Consider the following 20969-nt stretch of genomic DNA (forward strand, 5'->3'; position numbering starts at 1 on the left):
CCACTCAGACAGCGGCGATCGCCCTGAGCAGCCGCTGCTTGACGGCGTCATCCATTGACTCGATGTCCGCGACATCGATCAGTTCTTCAAAGGTGTCATTGCCGGCGATTTCGGTGCTGCGCAGGATGGTGTCCTGCTCCGGCAGGTGCGAGGTGATGGGAGACCCCACCACGCAGAACGGCATGCTGCCGAACTCGCCGAGCTTCTCGAAACTGACCGGGAAGCGCAGCCCCAGCAACAGTCGCCCGAGGCCCGGGGCACGATTGACGCAATAGAACAGCATCAGATAGTGCACCACGTAGCGCAGCAGCTCGGCGGTGCTGCGATTGGGGTCCTTGATGATGTGACGGAAGCGTTGCAGCGAGAAGCCATCGAAACCCACCACCCAGCGGGTCGGGCTGGTGACGCGAATCACCTTGCCAGTGGACTCGAGACGTACATCATATTCATGCGGATAGAGACGCGGGGCCGTGCTCAGAAGCTCCAGCGGCACATCCAGCTCCTGCAGCAAGCGGAAAGGCTCGGCATTGGCCGTGGAGTCATAGAGAGCGGTGAATTCCTTGAAGGCATGCTGGGCCTCACGGCCGCTACCGCGCGGTGCCCCTTGCAGGTATTCGCCAAAGATCATCTGCGGGCGAATCAAGGCCCCCAGGGTCGTCAGATAATCCGAGGCGTTCTCATACAACAGGTCACTGACCACACGCGTCTGCTTGCGCTGTCGAATGAAGGCTTCAATGTCAAAAGACGAATCCATGTCAGATACTCTCCGTGCGCAGGTCCTGCGCAACGCGTGGTGAACCTCAGCCAAGCGGCTCGGCACGGGTGAACTCGTAATCGCTGTCAGCGCCCTTCTGCCCCATCAACTCCAGGGTATCGCCGCCCTCCTGCATCTTCAGGTTCAAGGGCGTATCCCGCTCGAGATGCAGATAGGTGGTGCTGTCGGATGTCTCGGCCTCGAAGTCGCCCCACTGCGTGGTCACGAAGTCTCCACCCACGGCATCTACATGCGCTTCCTGCAGGAAGAACGCCGTGGGCTCGCCACTTTCGGGATCACGGTGCAGGGTCAGATCCGCACGGATGAGGCGGCAGTCCTGGCAGGGAAGCGTGCCGACGAAACGCTCGATGGGCGGGGGCGTGTAGTCGGCAGGGCCTGTGTCCGGTGTAGAGCTGCAACCGCTCAGCAGCAGGAGCCCCACCATCAATGACCCGACAATGGCAATAAAAGGAGTCTTCAAGGTTTCACCGCCTGGTAAGGACATGCCGCCATTTCTTGACATCAATCTGCTTCCCTGTCAGATAAATCAAGACAACGTCTTGCCACCACTCCCCTCTGATTGACGTGCTCGATACCGTAAATAGGTGACATCTTGCGGCGGGCATACAGAAGGAAAAGCGTTGACGATACATAGAAGGTAAATCTGTATATTTGTTCTAGCGCAGACGCGAATATGGAAACATATTGCAGGTAGAGATTCCAGCAAGAAAAGCAACACAAGTATCGTTTAAATAACGATTAACACCATGTTTGCCACGCCGTAGAGCTAACGGCGCCATCTTCCATGGTGTCGCAATCATATGACGGTGAGGCCTGCCGTACCTACCCTGTAGCGATAGTAAGGACTCAATACTGCCCCGCCACTCCCGACTTACCACCACCTGGCACGCAGGTGGGGAAAACACCATCAGAACAATGACATGCTGCCCTATACCATACTGGAACAAAAGTGTTACAAAAATACCGAGATTGGGTAACACAAATATGACAAGACAGTTGCCCATTACGCGACGCCATTTCTTCTGACACTTTCAATCAGCTTAAACTAATATTATAAACGATCCCTTCACTGAGTAAAATGACAGGGTCATCATGTTGATGAAAACCCTCATTATTGACCAGCGATGTCTTCTTTTTTCGCTTGCCGCACTTCCTGACCTCTCAGTCATGCAGGCGACCATTGCGCACCCATGCAGCCTCTTCACGCTCATTCATGGCGACCAGCGCTAGCAGAACCGCAACCAGCCTCTCTCGCCCATGCGCTAGCGAGTCATAGGCCATCCTGATCGCCTTGCTTTGCTACAAACTCATCCCCCCCTCCCTTTGGTCGGAACTGACTCACGATCATCAGCAAGCATTGAAAGCCCCAGCACGAAAAGCCCGAGACCTGGAAGGGCTCGGGCTGCCTGCACAACACTGGAGTCAAGAGAGTCTACTAGCGGTAGCTACCGTCGGATTGATGCTCAAGCCCGTTGTAGCCGGGATTGAAGCGACGATTTTCTTCTTGCCAGTGTTTAGATTGTTGCCTGGCTTCAACTATCTGCTCATTAGTCATTTTTTTAGAGACTCGTAAACGTCCTGCGCCACCGACACTACCGCTTAAATCATAATACTTATAGGCTTGTACCAAGTCGGCTTCAGTACCGTAACCATTTTCATAATAACGAGCCAAAGGCTGAAAGTATGCCATTGCAAATTCACCATATGGAAGACTACTTGCCTTTCGTCTCCATTTGAAAGCTAACTCTGGATATTCATCTCCGCCTAAGCCATGCTCATACAAATAGGAAAGTCCTATAGCAGAAGGAGCGTCACCATTATTAGCGGCTTTCTCCAGCCAATGCCTGGCTTTTACAGTATCCTTCGCAAAAAGGTCTCTGGCATTCTCTCCCCAATATGCTCGACCTAGTAATGCTTGAGCCTGCACATAACCACGACTTCCTGATAGTATTAGAAACTTTCTAGCTTTCTCTAAATTTCGATCAACACACAATCCATTGTAGTACATAATAGCCACAACATAAGAGGCATCTGCAACATCATTTTTTGAAGCAATTTTAAACCCATCCATCGCCTTGCAATAATCTATATCATCAAAGACATTATTTTTATTTCTAAGATATGCATAAGATAAGAAATATTCTTCTCTAGCTGCCCTTGCCTCCCCTTTTTCAATCAGGTCGCTATAGTTATAGGATGCATACTCTTCACTAAAAGCTTTCACATTATTAGTCTGATAGTAAACCTTTGCGCTAGCGGGATTCACGCTAAACAAAATAATACAAATAGAAAAGAAAATATGTTTGACAATCAAATCACTAGCCTCATAAAACTGTCACTCCTATAAAATATATTGGGACTTAAAATTAAATTATCAATAAACCTGATAGTAGAATAATCCGTAATATTGAGTTCTGAGCATAAAATAAGCTCAATACTCTACAAGTTAGCTAAAACATTACACCTAGGTTCCAAAAACTAACCCTTTCAAGTATTGAAGAGTATTAGTAATTAAATTTTAATTCATCACAAGTAACTCAGTAGAAGGGCACATTCGATATGCCCCCTTACTTTAAAACAATAATTTACTACCTAGGCATAACGTAAGTATTAGTTTCTTCCTGCAGCTCTAAAGATAGTCGCTTTGCTTTAGCTATTTCTTCATTAGTCATGCTTTTCATGATTCTAATTTTATCTTTATCTTTAGCAGGCTGCAATTGGTCATAATACTTATATGCTTGCACTAGATCAATATTAGTACCGATTCCTTTTTCATAATATCTACCTATGGCCATATAGACACTAGTATTACTACCTGCTGGCATCTTAGTAGCCTTAAGGAGCCATTCAAAGGCTTTTTTATCACTCTTCTTTACACCCACTCCGTTATATAACATATAAGCAACATTGACCGCTGATAACTTATCATTATTTTTTGCAGCTCTAACGAACCATGCAAAAGCTTTTTCTGAATCTTTAGTCAATAGATCATCTATATACGTATCATCTCCCGAATATAACAAGCCTAATTTCCTTTGAGATGCAAAATACCCTAACTCAGCTGACTTAATCAGGTAAGATAAAGCTTTTTGCTTGTTCTCATCCACTAACTCACCTTGATAGTATATGTTAAATAAATTAAACCCCGCATCTACCAACCCATTTTCCCACACGTCTCTAAGTACTTTTAGGCCCTTTTTTTTCTCATCTATGTCATTTTTGCTTTGAAGCAAAAGTAACGCATAAAAATAACCCTTAACCATATTTCCGCTAAGGTATTCCTTTCTTACGTATTCAATATCTCTCAATTTATCGTTTTTAAAAAAAGAAGGCCCTGTATTATCAATTTGAACCACAAAAGGCTCATGGATCATTTTTTCGGCTGTTGAACTTTTATTTTCTATATCGTTTGAACATCCTAACAATAGCGTCAAAAGCACAATAGAAATGAATAGTTTCACTATAACCTGCGCAAAATAAGTTGAATTATATGTTTTCAAGATAATATTGTATGAACTTTGTCACAATATCACCAATGATCTTAAAATATAGCATCTATAAAAGCCCGAGGCCTAGATAAACTCGGGCTTTATGTACAACACTAAAATGGAATTAGTCCACTAGCGGTAGCTACCGTCAGATTGACGCTGAAGGCCATTATAGCCGGGATTGAAACGACGATTTTCTTCTTGCCAGTGTCTAGATTGTTGCCTGGCATCAGCTATCTGCTCACTGGTCATTTTTTTAGAGACTCGAGAAAGTCCTGCGCCTCCGACACTACCGCTTAAATCATAATACTTATAGGCTTGAATCAAGTCGACTTCAGTACCGTAACCATTTTCATAGTAGCGTGCCAAAGGGAGAAAATAACCCATAGCAAATTCACCATAGGGTAAACTAGAAGCTTTGAGTCTCCATTTGAAAGCTAACTCCGGATTTTCACTCCCTCCCAAAGCATGTTCATATAAATAGGAAAGCCCTATAGCTGAAGGAGCATCGCCATTATTCGCTGCTTTTTCAAGCCATTTTCTGGCCGCTGCATTGTCAGTTTCATAAAGATCTTCAACATCCTCTCCCCAATAAGCACGCCCAAGTAGCGCTTGGGCTTGAACATACTGTTGTTCTGCTGCACGAGTTAGGAAACTACGTGTTTTATCTAAGTTACGCTCAACACACTGTCCATTATAATACATTATTGCAACATTAAAGGTCGCATCAACAATTCCACTTTTTGATGCGCTTTCGAAACCATGAAAAGCTTTACATACATTAGTTTCTTTAAGCACATTATTTTCGTTTATCAAGTACGCAAATGCTAGAAAATACTCTTCTCTAGGGGTTCTCTTTGAACCTTTATCGATGAGCTGATAGTAATTATAAGATGAATATTCTTGTCCAAAGCTGTCAGACAAATTATCTTGATAAAGAATATCGGCTTTAGCACAATTAATACCAGCCAATAATATAAAAATTGACACAGCCACTTTAAGCATCGCTTAGAGCTCCTCTCTTTTAATATAGATTGTATCTTCTAGCTGGGATTCACCCTGTGATAACACTACTCTAAGAGCTAGATCTTGAGCATCTAACTGACTATATATAGATTTAGAGCCAATCACATATCGATTGTTACTATTAGAAACATCTACCTTTATACCATTATCTGTAGATGATCTACTATTTGGAGTTAAGACTCTATTGTTATGACCTTTTACTTCCTCGATCGCATCCTCAGTGTACTCAAGATTTATACTTGCATAAGTTTTAGCTTTATCTAAAGAAATGTATTGAATACTCAGGGTAGAATCGTTCATATCAGGAGTTTTGATCACAAACTCAACAATATAATAAACCGATAACTCGCCACCCAATGTAACGGCTAGTTGATCTCTCACATCTTCATCTATGTCTGATGATATATCTTTTATGTAGAACTCGATTTCAATACCACTAAACACCATATTCAATCCGTTTAGCTCAGAACTTGCGTTCTCATACTTCTGAATACCGCCGGTATCATACCCGATGAAGCTTCTACTAATCCAAGTCTCAACAGCACCAGGGACATAGGTCTTATACCAATTAATACCGATGGCAATTACCGCGAACGCTATTACAGCCCCTACGAGCAAACTTGCCATAACTCCAGCGATAAGATAGCCTGCAATTAAACCGACAGCTGTAGCGCTTGCGGTTACTGAAGCCATCATATTATTATTTTCTTCGCTAATAGCTCTGCCATTATGTTTATCGGAGTTGGCTTGATCAAATTTATCGACTATATCATAAAGAGCAATCAAACCAGAAACACGCCCTAAAAAATTCCCAAGTACAGTCCATCGTGTACTCAATGAGAAGCTGGCCCAAGAATTAGCAGGAATATGGGCCGAAACACCTTCTGCCAACTTTATTGATGCAGCACCTATTGAGGCTATGTTTGATACTATCGCGTGAAACTTTATTTCTTCACCTTCCACCTTATTCTTACTGACAGATAATGCTACTCCGGCCATAGCGAGTACAGCAGGTATAATTTTGCCATAGCTACTAGAGGTTATTTTTTCTTCTGTTATGCCTTCTAATACAGTGGCCGCAGCCCCTGCATATTCAATATAATTTCCTGTATCATTAGATAGGCTATAGGCCTGATTGATATTATCTTTCTGTTTAAGCGTATGGGTTGGAATTACTACTTCTATACACTTACTTGTACCAGACATACATCTCAGAAGAGGAATATTAGACTTTCCACCATTGCTAGCTGGTTCTGATTTAAAATTCTCAGCTTTCTTTTTCGAACTATTTATAATCTTATCCTGATAATCATGCAACCATTCTTCATAGTTTGATAGTGTCACCGTCTTACGCTCAAGAAGAATAAATGAAACTTCTTTCGAAGAGGCATTTCCTCCTGCCATACATGACATTTGCACTAACTTCATGAATTTATCAAGTGCTTTTTCTTCTACTGTTTGATTAGCATTCGAATTAAAGAGATTAACGTTAACAGAGTGCTGCAGAAAATAGACAAACGAATACCCAATAGATTGGATATTTAAAACTTGAGAATTGATAATCGTCTCGTATAATTCTTCTTTATTTTTTGTCTGATATGAACAACTTTCAAAGATAGCATCGAAGACTGCAAGCCATTTCAGGAGCTTACTTTCATCCAAGTAGGTACCGTCACTCAGCTGCGAAGTATCCAACGAGGCATCAGCGATCAAATCCTTATCGAACATGAAAAGGACAGATATAACAAACGAATCATCTTTCAGTACATCTTCCGTTAGCTCTTTCCAACAGGATGCACTGGCAGGTGACAATATCCCACCCTTGATTAGCCGTGAGACTATATCTGTGTATAACCCTCCAATCTCCAAGTTATTGAAAAAACACCCGGGAACTAAGGATTGTGAATATTTGTACAACCACTGCGCATAATCATCATCATGCACACGCATCAAAAAATCACATTTCCGAGTATGATCTTTATACTTTCTATCAAACTCTATCAGCGCTTTAGAGTCATATATTCTATCAATCTGCTCGTTAAAGTTCTCATGGGTGCTCTCCTGCCTAGACTTCAGTATGTCATAATCTATTTGTTTGGCTACAGAAGCAGGACCAGTCACCTTAGGACGATTTTCATCCACAAGTTTATATGATGTAGCAAAACTATCCTTGAATTCCTTAATAGCATTGCTACACAACTTCATCCTACGACGCTCTTCATTTCCTTTCTCAGGATCAAAATATTCATCAATTGCAGCAAGCGCCTGGTGACGATAAGCGTTGAGCTCTTGGATAATACCTATTTCGTCATTGACCGCGAGGATCAAGCCTCTGCCCTCGTAGTCCGTCGAGGCATATCTGAGACGCTCGCTCATCGTCTGCTTCATTTCTTCTGGGCTATAGAGATCACGCTTTGGTCCACTGGACCAGAATTGCTCATCCAGCCCTGCTGCACCGGGACTATATTCAGCGACCTGATCCAGCTCTTCCAAGCTGAAAGCATGATCTTGTGCTACCCCTGCTTTCCAGTCAGGAACATTGAATTTCTGCAGATACTTGTCACACCAGGGATCACCGCTGAGAATTCTGGATTTCACCTCATCCAGAAACCCTTCAGGCCATGCATGTTCCGTATAGGCATAATACACATCACCGCTCTTGTCAGGAGTCGTGATAGTGACCAGAGAGGCTTGTAACGATTCATTCTTGACGCGTGTGACTTTTTCTTCATCACTCTCGCCATCTCTATTGCCTGACTCGAGCGTACACGGCATCGCCATCTTGTCCAGAGATGGGGGCTGCTTGACGGGGAACTGGTAATATTTTCCATCGGCGGTAATCGCAAATGCGGACCAATACATGCCATCGGGGTTGTCTTTATCGAACAAGTAAAGATAGCCGCTGCGCAATTGGCGAAGGATATATTTATTGACCTGACTGGAGGTGCTATGAGCTATCTCTTCCTTGACCTCAGAGGGAACCACGCGCGTGGTGCGCTTACCGTTTTCAAGTGTCTGATCCAGCTTTATGTCAGTAAAAGCCTTCACCCTATCTTCTGACAATTCAGGGATTTGCTGATTGGCATCATTACGTTGGCAGACAGCATATCGAACAGGCAGGATCGGAAAGCCAGTACGCTTGCAGAAACGACATTCGCCATTCACGACACTCATAGCGACATGCTGATTTACTATTTGACCTGACATGAGGTTATACCTTTTCCCTGCTTTCCATGATCTTGTCCCAATCGGCGCTCTCAAGCTTGCTGGTCAAGCTGATATAGCTGTGAGTGCTGCAATCAGGTATCGCTCTGGCGCTCAGTAACTGGCGCATGATCGGATGCTGATAGAACTTCGGATATGTGACCATCCCATGGAGCACGAAGACCGAGATATCCTGTCGCTCTTCCAGACCACACTCCTTTGCGGCGACCAATAACGCATCGGCAGTTGCGGCATCCACATAACCGGCCTTGCTCTCTTTCGGCAGCGTGCGATAGAGCTCCAGGCAATGATTCAGCATCCCTATCCGTCTAATGGCAGACCACTGCCGCAATGTCAGGTTCAATCTCCCGAGGTGACGCTGCTCACTGTGTGGTGCGATGCTCTGCAGCGCGTGGGCGTTATCCAGGTAGATCCACTGATCGACAGGCCCCAGCAATGCCGATAGCTGCTCGCGGTCAAGAATCGCCTCGAGGCGCTCCAATACCCTGGGGTCATGAAAGCGCAGCAGCGCCTTCTTGCCTTCCGGGGTCGTCTGCTCAAGTTGGCGCTGGAAATATGACACCACGCTGGAGAGCGGCTGGGCTGTGATGACCCAGCCACCGAACGCGACCGGAGTGCTGAGGCTTGCAGAGCGTTGCTGCCTCTCCTTCTCCAGCTCTTTGCCCAGGTGCGTTTCTGGCGGCACCGGTTGTAGATAGAGTTTCTGCGATGGCGTCTGGGCATAGAATCCGTTGCGTACCAGGCCCACGGATTTCTGGTCCTTCGCACTCAATGCGCGCTGCGGCGTATTGCTCGGATCTACCACGCGATATAGGCGTGACTCGGTAGCCGCTTGTCTTGCCACCTGCAGGAATTCCGCCTCATCCAGCATGGCCATATCAGGACTCCACCACACCGTCGCCATTGGCGGCAGCGCTTTGTCCTTTACTCGGACACAGCAAGTCTTCGCCTTCCGGCAATTCCGTCATCGCGGCATTCAGACTCGTCGGCCCACCGAAGCTGTGCTGCGCACCTTTGACATCTATCTTGCCCGGCGCGTGCAGTTCGATATTGCCGTCCTTGAGGCGGACATAGGCACCACCACAGGTGAGCAGAATCTCCTTGGCGGCATTGATATCGATGTCGTTCTCGGTGGAGGTGATGGTGACGTCCTTTTCCGCCGTCAGGTCCATCGCATCGCTTTGCGCCTGAACTTCGACCTTGCCCTTGCCGGCAAACAGCTTGATGCCGGAGCGCTGCACGAACAGCGAGAACTTCTCGACCACGGCGCCTACCAGACTGCGCCCGGTGGCCAGGTTGATGTCTTCGCCACTGGTGACGCTGAGCGAGCGGCCCTGTGCCAAGTGCGTCGATTCCGGCGTACTGGTGGCGATGCCGGCGGGGGATGTGAGATGCAGCCAGGGCGCATTCAGGCGCGCTGCCTGCCCTCGCCCGCCATTGGTGGCGCTCTGGGCTGAGCTACCGTCGAAGCGGCTACCGCTGTCATCGGCGCCATAAGTGCCTTGGGTATCGTCGCTGGCCTGCTTGATCTGCGTGCGCGCCGCGAGCGCCTCGGCGTTGTGGCTGGTGGCGCTGTCGCTGAGCGTATTGGCTAGCTGATAGGCGCTGGCGAGTTGCTGTTGTGCAGGAGAGAGATCCAGCTGCTCGCCACTGGCCGCGATCTGCCCCCAGCTACTGAGCATAAGCCCGCTGTTGGCGCGGATGGCGCCGTAGGCGTCCGAGCGCAGCTCGAAGCCAGTACCGCGGAAGCTGCCGCGTGTGTTGCCCTGCTGGTGGATCAGATAGCCGAGATTGAGCTGGGATTTCTCGTGCTCCGAGTTCAGGCGCACACGCTCCTGATCGGTGGCGTCATCGAACACCAGCTCGTTGTACTTGTTGCCGCGGTAGGTCTTGCTCTTGAGGCCCGAGAGCAGGCCGTTGGAGTGCCATTGCGGCGTCTGGTCGCCGTTGTAGACCCGCCCGGTGATCAACGGCCGATCCGCATCGCCTTCGAGGAAATCGACGATGACTTCCTGACCGATACGCGGCACGAACACACTGCCCCAGCCGGCACCGGCGTTGGGTTGCGCGACACGCAGCCAGCAGCTGGCGTCAGCGGCGCCCTTCTCGCTGCGATCCCAGTGGAACTGCACGCGCACGCGGTTGAGCGAGTCGGTGTGGATCTCTTCATTCGCGGGCCCGACGACGATCGCGGTCTGCGGGCCGCCGAGGTTGGGCCGCGGATGATCGAGCGACGGACGATACGGCTGACTGAGGCGCTGGGATTCGAAGTCGATCAGATATTGACCAGTGCCGACATCGGCATAGTCTTCGTGGGCACTTTCATTGAGGCCATGCGCCTGGCGCGCCTCGGCCATGCGCGCCTGCAGGCTGCCCGGCAGCGCCTTGAGGTGCGCGGAGACCGGCAGTGCATTCTCGGCACAGACGGTCAGGCCCAGCACGAGGAATTCGCGCTCACTTGAGTCGCCGTCTTCATGGCGGGCGTGCTGGCTGAGCTCGAACCAGCGGCCGACCTTCAACTGGCGGGTACCCCCGGCGCCGTAGAAGCGCTTGGCGCGCGATTCGTGAGCTTCAAGGCGATTGACGGTCAGACGCTCACCGCGCGAGTGATCGTCGAAATAGTACTCGCCGGGATAGTCGTAGACTTCCTGCTCGCTGAGGTTGCCCTGATCGCTGCGCGTGTCCTGGCCTGAGCGCTTTTCGAGGCCCGGCTGCTTGTAATCGAAGGTGCCGAGGCTGACGCGCGTCGGTTGCTGCTGACGGCGGCCGCTCCACTGGGTGATGGAGTCTTCCAGTTCAGTGGCGTCCTGGCGATGGAAGCGGATGACTTGTGGCTCGACCGGCGCGCAGGTCGCGACATCGTCGGTGATGACGAGGCGGTGGCCATTGAAGTCGCTGTCGTCAGAGGCGTGTTCGAAGTAGTAGAACAGCCCTTCCTGCTCCATCAGACGATTGACGAACTGGAAGTCGCTCTCGCGATACTGCACGCAGTAGCTGCGCGCCGGGTACTCGCGACGTAGATCCAGCCGCCAGCCACCCTGGGCTTCGCCTTGCGCGATGGCGTGATTCGAGAATACCGACTCGATCACCTCGACGGCGGTGAGGTCCTGGAAGATGCGGCTGTCACGGCCGAGCTTGAGCATCGCCATCCACGGCACCAGCGTCAGCTGGTAATAGAAGACGCCACCGTCCTCGCCGAGCAGTGCGGCCGACTCGACCAGCCCCGAGAGCTTGCGGTAATTGCCATCGGCCTGACGCACCGAGAGCGCCGCCGGCTGCGCCATCAGGGTCTTGAGCTCGATATCGCCATTCTGGGAAATGCAGTCGAGGGTATAGGCAAAGGGACGCGACATGCGCTCTTCCCCCACCAATCGATGCGGGATAAAGTCCGCACCACTCATCTCAAGCGTGAGCAGGCGCTCGTTCTGGCTCAGCGAGATATCAAACGACGACAATAAAGCGTCGAGTCCCCATGAATCCGACATGTTCTGCATCCCTGGCAATTGACGTAGACGATGGCCTGAGGTCACTGGCCCGTCCCTGGCTCTCGATCAGGTGGCACAGCATATAGGAATGCTCTCATTTAGTTAATGACTGAACAGAGTGAACACTTACGCTGAAAGCGCGTTAATTCCAGCGAAAGATGCGCCATGAAGGGCCAGAAAGAGGCAACTCAAATGTGGGAATTCTCGCCTGACATTCCTGCACGCGCGTCATGACATCGTGTCAGAACCAACGGCTTTCCCACTCTCTTTTCGCCGGCAGCATGTAGCGTGAAGCACTGCCATGGCAGATGACATCGCTGAACAGGACATGCCCCAGGATGCCAGCGGAAATCTCTCGATGGCATGGCCGCCGCCACAGGCAGGCATGACAGCCATGGAAGACATGACGATCAAGGTAGTCCCGATCAAAAATTCCATATAAGGAATTTAACTTCCGTATGTGAAAAACAGTTTGACAGTCTTGGCACCGCTTCATAGCCTGTAAGCCAAATTCAGGAGGAGTGATGCATGCGCACTGACAAGAACTTCATCAACAACGAATTCGTCGCCTCATCCCAGGGCGAGATGATTTCGGTCTACAACCCGGCCACCGAAGCACTGGTAGGTCAGGTGCAGGCAGCAACCACTGACGAAGCGCTTGAAGCGGTGAGCATTGCGGCCAAGGCTCAAAAGGACTGGCGTGCCAAGACCAGCACCGAGCGTGCCGGCTACATGCACAAGCTTGCCGAGGCCCTGATGGCGCGCAAGGATGCCATCGGCCAGGCATTGGCAGATGAGTCGGGCAAGAGCCTTGAAGACGCCACCAATGAAGCCGTCTACGCCGCCGACATCACGCGCTACCACGCCGAGTGGGCACGTCGTATCGAGGGCGAGATCGTCCCCAGCGACACCCCCAATGAAAGCCTGCTGCTGCAGCGTGAGCCCATCGGCGTCGTGGCCTGCCTGATTCCGTTCAACTACCCGGTGTTCACCCTGCTGCGCAAGATCGCCCCGGCGCTGATCACCGGCAATGCCGTGGTCGTGCGTCCGAGCAACAACACCCCGACCTCCGCCTTCGAGATCGCCAAGGCGATCCAGGATGCCGGCATTCCGGCAGGCATCGTCAACATCCTGGCAATGGACCACGGCACCGCGGAAGCCGTCTGCACTCATCCCAAGGTGGGCATGATCACCCTGACCGGCAGCGTCGGTGCCGGTCGCAAGGTGCTGGAATATTCCCAGGTCAACATCGCCAAGTCCTCGTTGGAGCTGGGCGGCAAGTCACCGGCCATCGTCGAGCCGGATGCCGATCTGGCCAAGGCAGCGGCACAGATCGCGGCCTCTACCCTCACCAACTGTGGCCAGCTGTGCACCGCCATCGAGCGTGTCTATGTGCACGAATCCGTCTATGACGATTTCGTCGCCCAGCTGAAGCAACAGATGGAAGGCGTCAAGTTCGGCAACCGTCTGGACGATGCCAGCCTGATGGGGCCGCTGATCAACGAGAATTCGCGTCTCAACATCCATCAGATGGTGGAACGCGCCATCGATGACGGCGCCACTCTGGAAATCGGCGGCTACATCCCCGAGGGCAAGGGTCACTTCTACCCGCCGACCCTGCTGACCGGTTGCCGTCAGGACATGGAGATCGTGCAGGAAGAGATCTTCGGTCCGGTGCTGCCAGTGCTGACCTACCGCGATATCGATGAAGCCCTGGAGCTGGCCAACGATCACCAGTTCGGCCTGGCCTCCGTGGTCTTCACCGAGAACTATCGCACTGCCATGAAGGTCGCCAACAACATCGAAGCCGGCGAGCTCTACATCAACCGCACCCCGGCGGACCCCTACCAGGGCTACCACGCCGGCTGGAAGCGCTCTGGTCTGGGCGGTGATGATGGCAAGCACGGCATGCTCGACTACACCCAGACCCGTCTGGTCGTGATGAACTACTGATCACGCCATTCCGTCTTGCCTGTCACGCCTCCGGGGAGCCCTCTCCTCGGAGGCGCTGACGCCCTACCCCATTTCTTTCCGGAAGCGCGCTGTTGGCGTCGAATGACGGCATGTCAGGCAGTGCGCTCCCACACCATCCTGCTAGCCAGTGACCACTGAAAGGCCTGCCACCATGAAAGTTGTCAGTTGCGAGACACACATCGTCGCCACTCCGCCGCCCCACGTCGGCGGCATGTACTGGATCTTCGTCCAGCTACGTACCGCTTGCGGCATTGAAGGGGTCGGTGAAGTCTATGCCGCCACCTTCCATCCGGAAGTCATGAGCAAGGCGATCGCCGATGTCTTCTCGCGTTATCTGGAAGGCAAGAACCCGCATCATATTGAACGTCTGTACCGCGAAGCCTTTTCCAGTGGCTTCACCCAACGCCCTGATCTCACCATGATGGGCGTGCTGAGTGGTCTCGAGATGGCCTGCTGGGACATCGTCGGCAAGGCGGCTGGCCTGCCAGTCTATGAACTGATCGGTGGCAAGGTCCACGACAAGCTGCGTTCCTACACCTACCTGTACCCCAAGGATGCACGCGGCAACTACGACTATGACAACGTCGAGCTGGCCGTCGAGTGCGCACTGGAGAACAAGGAAAAGGGCTTCACCGCATTGAAGTTCGATCCGGCTGGCCCCTACACAGCCTACTCCGGTCAGATGCTGTCTCTGGAAGGCATGGACAAGAGCGCCACCTTCTGCCGCCGCATCCGCGAAGCAGTCGGCAACAGCTGTGATCTGTTGTTCGGCACCCACGGCCAGATGACACCGGCGTCTGCCATTCGTCTCGCCAAATATCTCGAGCCCTATGACCCGCTGTGGCTGGAAGAGCCGGTACCACCGGGACAGAGCGAAGCCATGGCGCGCGTGGCAGACCACACCTCCATTCCGGTCGCGACCGGTGAGCGCCTGACCACCAAGTACGAATTCCACGATGTGCTCAAGAACAACGCGGCCTCCATCCTGCAGATGAACCTGGGGCGCGTCGGCGGCATTCTGGAAGGCAAGAAGATCGCGGCGCTGGCAGAAGTCTATTACGCCCAGATCGCGCCGCACCTCTACAACGGCCCGGTCGGCGCCGCGGCCAGCATCCAGCTGGCGACCGCCACGCCCAACTTCCTGATTCAGGAAAGCATCGGCACCTGGGATGGCTTCCACGCCGATGTGCTCAAGGAGAAGATCGAGTGGCGTGATGGCTACATCATCCCCTCCACCAAGCCAGGCTTGGGGGTCGAGCTGGACATGGACGTGGTCAAGGCCAATTCGCCTTACACCGGCCGGACACTGCACCTGAGCATGGACCCGCGTCCCTATGACGTGAAGGAACAGTCCAGCACCGACTGGAAGCGCAAGCCGGAGGCGTAACGCCGATGCAATACGATTTCATCATTGTCGGTGCCGGGTCGGCGGGGTGCATCCTCGCCAACCGGCTGAGCGCCAACGGTCGCCACAAGGTGTTGCTGCTGGAGGCCGGCGGCAAGGACACCTCGCCCTGGATCAAGGTGCCGGTCGGGTTCGCCAAGACCTACTACAACCCGACCTACAACTACATGTATTACAGCAAGGAAGAAGCCGCGATGGGGGGCCGCAAGATCTATACCCCCCGCGGCAAGGTGCAGGGTGGCTCCGGCTCCATCAATGCGATGATCTACGTCCGGGGCCAGGCCTCGGACTTCGATGACTGGGCGCGCGCCGGCAACGAGGGCTGGTCCTATCGCGAGGTACTGCCCTACTTCAAGCGTCTTGAATGCCACCCGGGAGGCGATACCGAGTATCGCTCCGGCCAGGGCCTGATCGGCATCACGCCGCTGAAACATGGCGCGCACCCGATCTGCCAATCGTGGCTGGAAGGGGCCCGCGAGCTGGGGTACACGCTCAATGATGATTTCAATGGCAAACACTTCGAGGGGGCTGGCATCTATGAGGCCAACATCCGCAAGGGACAGCGGGATTCCAGCAATACCGCCTACCTGAAGCCGGCACTGTCACGCGACAACCTCACGCTCAAGCATATCTGTCGGGTGGAGCGCGTGACGCTGGAAGAGACGCCCGATGGCGGCAAGCGTGCCACGGGTGTTGCCTACCGGCTTGATGACGAAGTCATCGAGGTGACGGCGCGTCGCGAAGTCATTCTCTGCGCTGGCGCGGTGGACTCCCCGAAGCTGCTGCAGCTTTCGGGGATCGGCGGGCGTGAGGCGCTGGCCACGCATGGTATCCAGACACAGGTAGACCTGCCGGCTGTCGGTCAGAATCTGCAGGACCACCTGTGCGCCAGCTACTACTACCGCGCCAATCGCACCACACTGAATGATGACTTCGCGTCCTTCTGGGGCCAGGCCAAGGCGGGACTGCAGTACCTGATCAACCGCAGCGGGCCGCTGGGCATGAGCGTGAATCAGGCCGGAGGATTCTTCCGGGGCAGCGAGGCGGAGTCAGAGCCGAACATCCAGCTCTACTTCAACCCGATGTCCTACCAGATTCCCAACGACCCGAAGGCCAAGCTGACACCGGAGCCGTATTCCGGCTTCCTGCTGGCCTTCAATTCCTGCCGACCGACCAGCCGTGGCAGCATTTCACTGTCCTCGGCAGACCCGGCAGACCCGGCGACGATCTGCCCCAACTACCTCAGTACCCAGAAGGACATCGATGAGGTGATCCAGGGCAGTCGCCTGGTGCGCAAGCTGATGGGCGCGCCCGCTCTCAAGGCCATCACCGAGTGCGAGGTCGCCCCGGCCGAGACGGTCCACGATGAGGACAGCATGCTTGCGTACTTCCGCTCCCAGGGTGGCTCCATCTACCACCTGTGCGGTTCCTGCGCGATGGGGCCGGACAAGGCGAACGCCGTGGTCGACAGCCGGCTGAAGGTACATGGTGTGGCGGGGCTGCGGGTCATCGATGCCGCCATCTTCCCCAACATCACCTCCGGCAACCTGAATGCGCCGGTGATGATGGTGGCGGAAAAAGGCGCGGATCTGGTGCTGGCCGACCACGCAGACTGACCCGGCGGATAGCCGCCAACCCCACGAACGGCCCATGGGTCTGGTACCCTATGGGCCGTTCCCCTTTCCACGGATGGGCGATGCAGCCCGAGGCATCGCCCATCCGTCGTCACAGTGTCACAGCCTTCGGTCAGAAACCGCCTGTGACCGAGATTCGCGTTTCGGAGTGACCCCGCGTTCATGAATCACGAGAAGACCAAAGCCCCTGCCGTCGACCACAGTGTCATGATTCTGGATCTGCTTGCGGCAGCCTCCTACCCGCTGACGCTCTCGGAAATCTGTGAGTCCACCGGCATCTCGCCCGCTACCGGTCACCGCGTGATCAATGCCCTGCTGCACCATCAGCTGGTCGCTCACGATCCCGGTCGCAAGAAGTCCTATTGCATCGGCTCGCGCATCTTCCAGATCTCCTCGACGATCTACAACAAGCAGAGCCTGATCCCGGTCTTCTACCCCATCGCGGAGATTCTCAAGAACGAGATTCACCGCTCGATCTTCCTGTGCATCCCCATCGGGGACCAGGTGGTGGTGATCTCGAAGGTCGATGCCTCCGGCAGTGGCAGCTACAACCTCTATATCGGCAAGACCATGACCCAGCACGCCTGCGCCGCCGGCAAGGCGATTCTTGCCATGCGCCCCGAGAGCTCGCGTCAGCTGTACCTGGAGGCTGCCACACGTATCACGCCCGAACTGGCCGAACGCCGTGACGAGATGGATGCCGAGCTTGAGCGTGCGCAACGCCTCGGGTATGCCGTATCCAGTGGCGATGCCGAGGGACAATTGAGCTGTATCGCCGCGCCTGTACTGAACATGCGCAATGAGCCCATCGCCGCCATCAGCGCCGTCATCAGCCAGGACTGGCTGAATCCGCAGCAGGCACGCGCCTACTCCAAGCATCTGGTCCAGGCGGCGCGCCAGCTGTCCTCGCGCATCATCTGAGGCCGAAAACGTTGCCTGGCGAGCCCGCCATGCTGCACCGCACAAAGTCTTGCCACTATATATAGGTATTTTCAGCACCCAATATAGGTATTTTTCAGCACCCAGCGATCTGACAGACGCGATGGGCGTTGCTCTGATAGCGAAACGCGGCGGCGACAGCCGACAAGCACCTTGAGGGCGCCTTTTGTCGATGGCGCGAATGGTCGATGGCGCGAATGCAAGATACCCGTGATTCACGGGCCACTCTGGCCTCACGAATCACGGGTATCTTGCGTGGCATCACGGCTGCGTCATTCGCCTTCTGTCAGGCGATGGCCGGCGCCCCGAGCAGTGCCTTGACCTCGACATATTCCGCCAGGCCTTCGTCACCCCATTCGCGGCCATTGCCGGAACGCTTGTAACCACCGAAGGGGGCATCGAAGGAGAACTCTGCCCCTTGCAGATAGCATTGTCCTGCCTGCATGCAGCGGGCGATGGGCAATGCTGCCTCGGCGTCACGCGCATAGACCGCAGATGACAGGCCATAGACGCTGTCATTGGCGATGGCGATCCCCTGCTTAACATCGTCGTAGGGCAGGATGCACAGCACCGGGCCGAAGATCTCCTCGCGGGCGATCTCCATTTCATTGCTGACATTGGTGAAGATGGTCGGACGCACATAGCAGCCCTTCTCGAGCCCTTCGGGCGGCTCGACGCCACCGAGCGCCAGCTCGACACCATCATCGATGGCACGCTGCACCAGATGCAGGACACGTTCGCGCTGACGCTCGGAGACCAGCGGCCCCATGGTGGTCGCCGGGTCGTTCGGGTCACCCACCACCTGCTCATTGGCGATCTCGACTGCCAGGCGGGTCGCCTCTTCCAGTCGCGAACGCGGCACCAGCAAGCGAGTGAAGGCGTCGCAGGTCTGGCCGGTGTTGGCCATGATGTTCTCGACGTTCAAGCGCACGGCCGCGGCCAGGTCGGCATCTTCGGTCACCAGCAGCGGCGACTTGCCGCCCAGTTCCTGACAGACCCGCTTGACGGTGGGCGCGGCACTCTCGGCGACCTTGCTACCGGCAATGGTGGAGCCAGTGAAGGACACCATGTCCACTTGCGGATGGCCGGACATCACCGGACCGATCTCGCTGCCCTCGCCCGTCACCACATTGAAGACCCCTGCAGGCAGACCGACCTTCTCGAAGATCTCGGCCATGATGAAGTCCTGCAGCGGAGTCTGCTCCGCCGGCTTGGCGATCACGGTGCAGCCTGCCGCCAGCGCCGGGGCCAGCTTGCCGATCAACTGATGCAGCGGATAGTTCCACGGATTGATCAGCGAGCAGACGCCGATGGGCTCGCGCATCAGGGTCACATCGCCCTTGCGCTCGTCCTCTTCCATCTGGAAGGCGCGTTCGGCGTAGTACCGCATTCCCTCGATGGGGCCTTCCACGTGCAGCGCGCCGGCCAGTTGTACCGGGCAACCCATGGTGAGCACCTGAACGTCGCGCAACTCAGCGAAGCGACGCTGCATCTCATCCGCTGCCGCCATCAGGATATCGTGGCGTTCCTGCGCGGATGTCGTGGACCAGGCAGGCAGCGCCTGACGTGCTGCCATGATGGCAGCCTCCACATCCTGCTCACCGGCGCGCGGCACACTGGCGCACAGCTCGCCGGTGGCCGGATTGATGACCTCCATGCGCTCGCGCCCGCAGGGTGCCTGCCAGTGGCCATTGATGTAGAAGTTGTCGTGATGTTGCATGCCAGACCTCTCGTTGCTGGTGGGAGATAACACTCTCCCTGAGGGTGAGTCTCAAACGCAAATGCCCCGGAGGCCATTCTCACGGCACCCCGGGGCAGTCTTCACGGCTCAGCTGCGGCCGGTAACGCCGACCTCGTAGCCGACTTCTTCCGGCTCGTCATCGGTCAGCTCTGCCGGGAAGCCGGTGCCGAGCACACGGACATCGGCGGCTTCCTCGAGACGACGGATGATGTTGGATGACCACTCACGCGGGCCGAAGCGTTCCTGACCATCGCGGAAGATGTCCATCAGCATCGGGGAGATTTCCAGCGGCACGTCCAGGTTCCTGGCCAGGGTGTCGAACAGGCCGACATCCTTGAGCACCAGATCCATGGTGAAGCTGATGTTGCGGCTACCGTTCAGGATGACCTGGGACTCGGTCTCGTGGACGAAGGAGTTGCCCGAGGAAATCTTGATCGCCTCGTAGGTGGTATTCATGTCCATGCCGGCCTTCTTGCAGACGGTCAGGGCTTCGGCGACGGCGCACAGGTTGGCGGTGGCCAGATAGTTGGTCATCACCTTGAGCACCGAGGCGGTACCCAGCTCCCCGGTGTGCAGGACACGGCGACCCAGGTTGGTCAGCACCGGCAGCACCTGCTCGAAGGATTCGCGGTCACCGCCGACGAAGATGGAGATGTTGCCGGTGGCGGCGCGGTGGCAGCCGCCAGAGACCGGGGCTTCCAGTGCCTTGGCACCGGTGGCCAGCACCTTGTCGGCGATGCGACGCAGTTCGCCGTCATCGGTGGTACTCATCTCGAGCCAGATCTTGCCTTCGCACAGACCGGCAATGATGCCGTCATCGCTTTCCATCACGGCGCTGCAGGCAGCCGGAGATGGCAGGCAGGTGATGACCATGTCGTTGGCTTCGGCGAGTTCCTTGGAAGAATCCGCCCACTTGGCACCCTGCGCGAGGAAAGGCTTGGCGGCTTCCGGGTCAAGGTCACGCACGGTGACGTCATGCCCATTGCGCAGCAGGCTACCTGCCAGCTTGCCACCCACGTTACCGAGACCGATGAATCCGACTTTCATGTGCTGTCCTCTCTGCTGTCTGCCTGCTGGCTGTCCGGTGTCCTGCACAGGGCCGCTCGGGACGGAGGGAAATCCTGTCCGGTGTGGCCCATGTCATCTTGAGGCTCACCCTACTGGCCGACCTGCCTGCCAACAATTCATAAGAATTTGGCGATTGGTAACAATTTTTGTGAGCCCGCCTAGACCCCGCGCCTCCGCACAGCGATCCGCGATCCGCCCACAAACGTCAG

15 protein-coding genes are annotated in these 20969 nt (G+C 54.3%); 5 read left to right on the forward strand and 10 right to left on the reverse strand.

What is annotated here, in order from left to right; all coding sequences use genetic code 11:
• Positions 1 to 4 precede the first annotated feature (4 nt).
• The 8 genes from HXS66_RS00175 to HXS66_RS00210 all read right to left on the reverse strand — a co-directional run bounded on the left by HXS66_RS00175 (position 5) and on the right by HXS66_RS00210 (position 11999).
• Positions 5 to 754 (reverse strand): hypothetical protein, encoded by a 750-nt coding sequence (locus tag HXS66_RS00175; RefSeq protein ID WP_084208888.1) that lies wholly within the window; start codon positions 752 to 754, stop codon positions 5 to 7.
• 46 nt (positions 755 to 800) lie between these two features.
• Positions 801 to 1235 carry a copper resistance protein NlpE N-terminal domain-containing protein gene (locus tag HXS66_RS00180; protein WP_176502586.1) on the reverse strand — a complete coding sequence of 145 codons (435 nt, stop codon included), beginning with the start codon at positions 1233 to 1235 and terminating at the stop codon, positions 801 to 803.
• A 975-nt stretch (positions 1236 to 2210) separates the two neighbouring features.
• Positions 2211 to 3089 (reverse strand): tetratricopeptide repeat protein, encoded by an 879-nt coding sequence (locus HXS66_RS00185; RefSeq protein ID WP_176502587.1) that lies wholly within the window; start codon positions 3087 to 3089, stop codon positions 2211 to 2213.
• 274 nt (positions 3090 to 3363) lie between these two features.
• Positions 3364 to 4236, reverse strand: coding sequence for a tetratricopeptide repeat protein (locus tag HXS66_RS00190; protein ID WP_176502588.1), 873 nt, complete (start codon positions 4234 to 4236; stop codon positions 3364 to 3366).
• A 159-nt stretch (positions 4237 to 4395) separates the two neighbouring features.
• Entirely contained in the window at positions 4396 to 5268 is an 873-nt protein-coding gene (locus HXS66_RS00195) for a tetratricopeptide repeat protein (protein WP_176502589.1), read from the reverse strand.
• A 3-nt stretch (positions 5269 to 5271) separates the two neighbouring features.
• Entirely contained in the window at positions 5272 to 8496 is a 3225-nt protein-coding gene (locus tag HXS66_RS00200) for a T6SS effector BTH_I2691 family protein (RefSeq protein WP_176502590.1), read from the reverse strand.
• Between the two features lie 4 nt (positions 8497 to 8500).
• Positions 8501 to 9391 carry a DUF4123 domain-containing protein gene (locus tag HXS66_RS00205; RefSeq protein ID WP_176502591.1) on the reverse strand — a complete coding sequence of 297 codons (891 nt, stop codon included), beginning with the start codon at positions 9389 to 9391 and terminating at the stop codon, positions 8501 to 8503.
• Position 9392: 1 nt separating this feature from the next.
• Positions 9393 to 11999 (reverse strand): type VI secretion system Vgr family protein, encoded by a 2607-nt coding sequence (locus HXS66_RS00210; protein ID WP_176502592.1) that lies wholly within the window; start codon positions 11997 to 11999, stop codon positions 9393 to 9395.
• Between the two features lie 301 nt (positions 12000 to 12300).
• Here HXS66_RS00210 and HXS66_RS00215 point away from each other — a divergent pair, with 301 nt between their 5' ends.
• The 5 genes from HXS66_RS00215 to HXS66_RS00235 all read left to right on the forward strand — a co-directional run bounded on the left by HXS66_RS00215 (position 12301) and on the right by HXS66_RS00235 (position 17933).
• Complete coding sequence (locus HXS66_RS00215; RefSeq protein WP_176502593.1) at positions 12301 to 12441, forward strand: hypothetical protein; 141 nt, start codon at positions 12301 to 12303, stop codon at positions 12439 to 12441.
• An 86-nt stretch (positions 12442 to 12527) separates the two neighbouring features.
• The gene (gene aldA / locus HXS66_RS00220; protein WP_136938011.1) at positions 12528 to 13952 is read left to right on the forward strand and encodes an aldehyde dehydrogenase; all 1425 of its coding nucleotides are present in this window, start codon (positions 12528 to 12530) and stop codon (positions 13950 to 13952) included.
• Between the two features lie 172 nt (positions 13953 to 14124).
• The gene (locus HXS66_RS00225; RefSeq protein ID WP_176502594.1) at positions 14125 to 15360 is read left to right on the forward strand and encodes a mandelate racemase/muconate lactonizing enzyme family protein; all 1236 of its coding nucleotides are present in this window, start codon (positions 14125 to 14127) and stop codon (positions 15358 to 15360) included.
• Between the two features lie 5 nt (positions 15361 to 15365).
• A complete protein-coding gene (locus HXS66_RS00230) occupies positions 15366 to 16994 on the forward strand; it encodes a GMC family oxidoreductase (protein ID WP_176502595.1) in 1629 nt (542 codons plus the stop codon).
• Between the two features lie 180 nt (positions 16995 to 17174).
• A complete protein-coding gene (locus tag HXS66_RS00235; protein ID WP_176502596.1) occupies positions 17175 to 17933 on the forward strand; it encodes an IclR family transcriptional regulator in 759 nt (252 codons plus the stop codon).
• 304 nt (positions 17934 to 18237) lie between these two features.
• Here the strand turns inward: HXS66_RS00235 and HXS66_RS00240 are convergent, their stop codons facing one another.
• Positions 18238 to 19671, reverse strand: a complete 1434-nt coding sequence (locus HXS66_RS00240) for an aldehyde dehydrogenase family protein (RefSeq protein ID WP_176502597.1) — start codon at positions 19669 to 19671, stop codon at positions 18238 to 18240.
• Positions 19672 to 19779: 108 nt separating this feature from the next.
• Positions 19780 to 20739: an NAD(P)-dependent oxidoreductase gene (locus HXS66_RS00245; protein WP_136938016.1), complete on the reverse strand. Its 960-nt coding sequence runs from the start codon at positions 20737 to 20739 to the stop codon at positions 19780 to 19782.
• Positions 20740 to 20969 lie beyond the last annotated feature (230 nt).

This window comes from Cobetia sp. 5-11-6-3, assembly GCF_013374055.1.
Taxonomy (GTDB): domain Bacteria; phylum Pseudomonadota; class Gammaproteobacteria; order Pseudomonadales; family Halomonadaceae; genus Cobetia; species Cobetia marina.

Excerpts from the sequence above, each read along its gene's own strand:
- HXS66_RS00175 (WP_084208888.1), bottom strand. The coding sequence starts at position 754 with ATGGATTCGTCTTTTGACATTGAAGCCTTCATTCGACAGCGCAAGCAG.
- HXS66_RS00235 (WP_176502596.1), top strand. The coding sequence starts at position 17,175 with ATGAATCACGAGAAGACCAAAGCCCCTGCCGTCGACCACAGTGTCATG.
- HXS66_RS00230 (WP_176502595.1), top strand. The coding sequence starts at position 15,366 with ATGCAATACGATTTCATCATTGTCGGTGCCGGGTCGGCGGGGTGCATC.
- HXS66_RS00240 (WP_176502597.1), bottom strand. The coding sequence starts at position 19,671 with ATGCAACATCACGACAACTTCTACATCAATGGCCACTGGCAGGCACCC.
- HXS66_RS00205 (WP_176502591.1), bottom strand. The coding sequence starts at position 9,391 with ATGGCCATGCTGGATGAGGCGGAATTCCTGCAGGTGGCAAGACAAGCG.
- HXS66_RS00210 (WP_176502592.1), bottom strand. The coding sequence starts at position 11,999 with ATGTCGGATTCATGGGGACTCGACGCTTTATTGTCGTCGTTTGATATC.
- aldA (WP_136938011.1), top strand. The coding sequence starts at position 12,528 with ATGCGCACTGACAAGAACTTCATCAACAACGAATTCGTCGCCTCATCC.
- HXS66_RS00225 (WP_176502594.1), top strand. The coding sequence starts at position 14,125 with ATGAAAGTTGTCAGTTGCGAGACACACATCGTCGCCACTCCGCCGCCC.
- HXS66_RS00200 (WP_176502590.1), bottom strand. The coding sequence starts at position 8,496 with ATGTCAGGTCAAATAGTAAATCAGCATGTCGCTATGAGTGTCGTGAAT.
- HXS66_RS00245 (WP_136938016.1), bottom strand. The coding sequence starts at position 20,739 with ATGAAAGTCGGATTCATCGGTCTCGGTAACGTGGGTGGCAAGCTGGCA.
- HXS66_RS00195 (WP_176502589.1), bottom strand. The coding sequence starts at position 5,268 with ATGCTTAAAGTGGCTGTGTCAATTTTTATATTATTGGCTGGTATTAAT.
- HXS66_RS00215 (WP_176502593.1), top strand. The coding sequence starts at position 12,301 with ATGGCAGATGACATCGCTGAACAGGACATGCCCCAGGATGCCAGCGGA.